Annotated in this window: 2 protein-coding genes; both read left to right on the top strand. The window is 72.6% G+C overall.

All coding sequences use genetic code 11. The features are described 5' to 3' along the window. On the top strand, window positions 1-550 hold a 550-nt coding region (locus tag AB0G02_RS30425), incomplete at its 5' end, for a hypothetical protein (protein ID WP_360800752.1). Then, the coding region (eccCa, locus tag AB0G02_RS30420; protein WP_360800749.1) for a type VII secretion protein EccCa at window positions 547-4,147 on the top strand (3,601 nt) is incomplete at its 3' end. The genes AB0G02_RS30425 and eccCa, both read left to right, overlap by 4 nt.

The raw sequence follows: 4,147 nt of genomic DNA, 5'->3' as shown, positions 1-4,147 counted from the left end.
CGCCAGGCAGCCGGACCGCGCCGGCGGTGAGGGCGCGCCGGGCAACCCGCGCAAGGACCGGGCGGCCGTCGCGCCCGTCCTGCTGCCCGACCACGTCGACACCCCCACGACGCCACCCGTCGACGAGGACGTTGTCCCGGTCATCGACCTCGACGTGGAGGAGGACACCAGCGCCTGGGGCGCGACCGGGGCGGTGGGACTGCTCTGGGGCGCTTCCAAGGCGACCCGCCGCGATGACGACGACGAGCCGGTGTTGGCGCCGGACCACGCGCTTCGCGACAACGCCCCGTGGCTGCACTCGTCCAGCACCGCGGTCCGGGTGCAGCCGTCGCCGGGCACCCGTCCACGCGACGGCAGCTCCGTCCCGAAGCCCTACTTCCCCGACGACGACATGCCGATGGCCGGTGACCAGGAGATGCCCGAGGAGGTCGAGGAAGTCGTCGAGCCGGAGGCCGACGAGGAGGCCGAGCGCACCGCGAGCGACCTGCTGAAGCAGGACGAGCGGGTGTGGGGCGCCCCCGCGCCGCGCGTTCCGGGGGTCATCGAGTGAGCACCACCACCGTCAAGCGGCGACCACGCGTGTCCGGCCCCGAGCTGCCGGAGGGCCAGGAAGAGCTCCAGGAACCACCGGTGATGCCGGAGCCCGCCGCGCGCGACTTCGGCTCGGCGCTGATGTTCATCCCGATGGCCATCGGTCCGATCGCGATGATCCTGGTGTTCTCGTCGGCGGGCGCCGGCGCGTCGCCGATGATCTACGTGATGGGCGGCGCGATGGGCATCGCCATGATCACGATGGGGCTGAGCCAGCTCGGCCGCACCGGTTCCGAGCGCAAGCGCAAGCTCAACTCGGAGCGGCGCGACTACCTGCGCTACATCGACCAGCTCCGCACCCGGGCCCGCAAGACCGCCGACGAGCAGCGCGCCGCAGTGGCCTGGAACAACCCGGACCCGTCGTGGCTGTGGTCGGTCGCGAGCGGTCCGCGGCTGTGGGAGCGCCGCGGCAGCCACGACGACTTCGCCCGCATCCGCATCGGGTTGGGCACGCAGCAAGCGGCGATGGAGTTCACGCCGCCGTCCACCAAGCCCATCGAGGACCTGGAGCCGCTCTCGGCGATTTCGTTGCGGCGGTTCAGCGAGACCTACCGCACCGTGGGCGGCATCCCGATCTCGGTGGGGCTGCGGAGCTTCACCAGCGTGGAGTTCGCGGGCGACCCGGATGCCGCGGTCGAGCTGGTCCGCGCCGTGCTCGCCCAACTGGCCACCTTCCACGCGCCCGACGAGCTGCGGGTCGCGGTGCTCGCCGGCGAGGCCAACCAGGCCGGTTGGGACTGGGTCAAGTGGTTGCCGCACAACGCCCACCCGACGGCGCGCGGGGCCGCCGGCCCGCTGCCGATGCTGGCGTGCGACCACGACGAGCTGATGACCCTGCTCGGCCCCGAGGTCACCGGGCGCGGTGAGCACGACAAGTCCGCCTTCCCCAGCGTCACCGAGCCGTTCCTGGTCGTGGTCGCGCACCTGGCGCACGTGCCGGAGTCGTCGCCGCTGCTCGGCGGGGGCCTGCGCAACGCGGTGCTGCTCGACGTCACGGGCGTGATGCCCGGTGGCGCCAAGGTGCTGCGCCTGACCTGCCGCGACGACGTGGTGGAGTTCCCCGTGGGGGAGGGCGTCGGCAGCGCCACGCGCGACCGCCTCAGCGGGACCCGCGCGGAGGCGTTGGCCAGGCTCCTCGCGCCCAAGCGCACCAGCGGCACCGTCGACGTGGTGGAGCGGCCGTTCGAGCAGGACTTCGAGCTGACCACGCTGCTGGGCATCCGCGACCCGCACACGTTCGACGTGGCCGCGCAGTGGCGGATCAAGACCCCGCAGCGGGCCCGGTTGCAGGTGCCGATCGGCGTCACCGAGGACGGCGAGGTCGTCGAGCTGGACCTGAAGGAGTCGGCGCAGGGCGGCATGGGGCCGCACGGGATGCTGATCGGCGCGACCGGCTCCGGCAAGAGCGAGCTGCTGCGCACCCTGGTGTGCGCGCTGGTGGCCACGCACTCGTCGGAAGTGCTCAACCTCGTGCTGGTGGACTTCAAGGGCGGCGCGACGTTCCTCGGCATGGACCGGCTGCCGCACACCTCGGCGATGATCACCAACCTGGCCGACGAGCTGCCGCTGGTCGACCGGATGCAGGACTCGCTCAACGGCGAGATGATCCGCCGCCAGGAGCTGCTGCGGGAGAGCGGCCACGCCTCGCTGTTCGACTACGAGAAGGCGCGCCTGGCGGGCAGCCCGCTGCCGCCGCTGCCGACCCTGCTGGTCGTGGTGGACGAGTTCAGCGAGCTGCTGGGCAGCAAGCCGGAGTTCATGGAGCTGTTCGTCTCGATCGGACGGTTGGGGCGCAGCCTCGGCGTGCACCTGCTGCTGGCCTCCCAGCGGTTGGACGAGGGCCGCATCCACCGGGTCGAGGGCCACCTGTCCTACCGCATCGCCTTGCGCACGTTCTCCTCGATGGAGTCGCGCAGCGTCATCGGCGTCGGCGACGCCTACGAGCTGCCCTCGGCCCCGGGCAACGGCTACCTCAAGATCGACACGACCACCCTGGTGCGCTTCAAGGGCGCGTACGTGTCCGGGCCGACGGCCGTGGCCGCGCCGGTCGGCACGACGACGGCGCCCACCACGACGCACGACCACGTGGTGCCGTTCCACACCTACGCGCACCCCCTGGAGCACGTGCAGGCCACTGAGGAACCGGACGAGGCCGACGAGCGGGCGAAGCCGGAGGCACCGGTGGACGCGCCGAGCCTGGCCGAGGTGCTCATCGACCGCCTGTCCGGCGCGGGTGCGGCCGCGCGGCAGGTGTGGCTACCGCCGCTGGCCAGCCCGCCGAGCCTGGACAGCCTGCTGCCCAGCGTGCTGCCCCACCCCGAGCTGGGCATGACCGTGCTGGACGCGGCGGTGCGCGGGCACCTGCGCATCCCGGTCGGCGTGGTCGACCGCCCCTACGAGCAGGTGCGCGAGCTCCTGGCCGCCGACCTGTCCGGTTCGGACGGCCACGTCGGCGTGGTGGGCGCCCCGCAGACGGGCAAGTCGACGCTGCTGCGCACCCTCGTGCTGGCCCTCGCGACCACCCACACCCCCGAGGAGGTCCAGTTCTACGGGTTGGACTTCGGCGGCGGTGGCCTGATGTCGATCGGTGGCCTCCCGCACGTCGGCTCGATCGCCACCCGCATGGAGCGCGACCGCGTCACGCGCACCGTGCAGGAGATCACGCAGATCATGGAGCGGCGGGAGCAGGCGTTCGCCGACCACGGCTTCGAGTCGATGAACGCCTACCGCAAGGCGCGCCGCACCGGAGTGATCGAGGACCTCTACGGCGACGTGTTCCTCATCGTCGACGGTTGGTTCACCCTGCGGCAGGACTTCTCCGACCTGGAGGGCAGCCTCACCGAGATCGCCGCGCGCGGCCTGTCCTTCGGCATCCACCTGGTGGTCAGCTCCTCGCGCTGGTCGGAGATCCGCCCGTGGCTGCGCGACGTGCTCGGCACCCGCTTCGAGCTGCGCCTGGGCGACCCGATGGAGTCCGAGGTCCAGGGCCGCAAGGCCGCGACCGTGCCCAACCAGCCCGGACGGGGCCTCACCAGCTCCGGCTTCCACTTCCTCGCCGCGCTGCCCCGGCTCGACGGCAGCTCGGACACCGACGACCTGACGTCGGTCACCAAGGCGATGGCCGAGGAGATCCGCACGTTCTGGCCGGGCCGCAGCGCACCGGGCGTGCGGCTGCTGCCGACGAAGCTGCCCGTGGTGGAGCTGCCTGCGCCGGACGGGGACCTGCGCGTGTGCCTCGGGCAGGACGAGCAGCGGCTGGCCCCGGTGTGGCACGACTTCTCGGTGGTGCCGCACCTGATCGCCCTGGGCGACGCGGAGACCGGCAAGACCAACGCGCTGCGGCTGGTGCTGCGCTCGGTGGTCCAGGGCTACCGCCCCGACCAGGCCAAGGTCGTGCTGGGCGACGCGCAGCGCGACCTCGACGGCGTCGTGCCCGACGACTACCTCGTGGGGCACGCGGTGAGCACCGACGCGCTGGCGGACCTCGCCACCAAGGCCGCGGTCTCGCTGCACAAGCGCATCCCCGGCGCGGACATCTCCACGGAGCGGCTGCGCC

The organism is Actinosynnema sp. NPDC023658 (genome assembly GCF_040639995.1).
Taxonomy (GTDB): Bacteria; Actinomycetota; Actinomycetes; order Mycobacteriales; family Pseudonocardiaceae; genus Actinosynnema.
The sequence above is the reverse complement of the archived record's forward strand: the minus strand, read 5'-3'. Positions and strand labels throughout refer to the sequence as shown.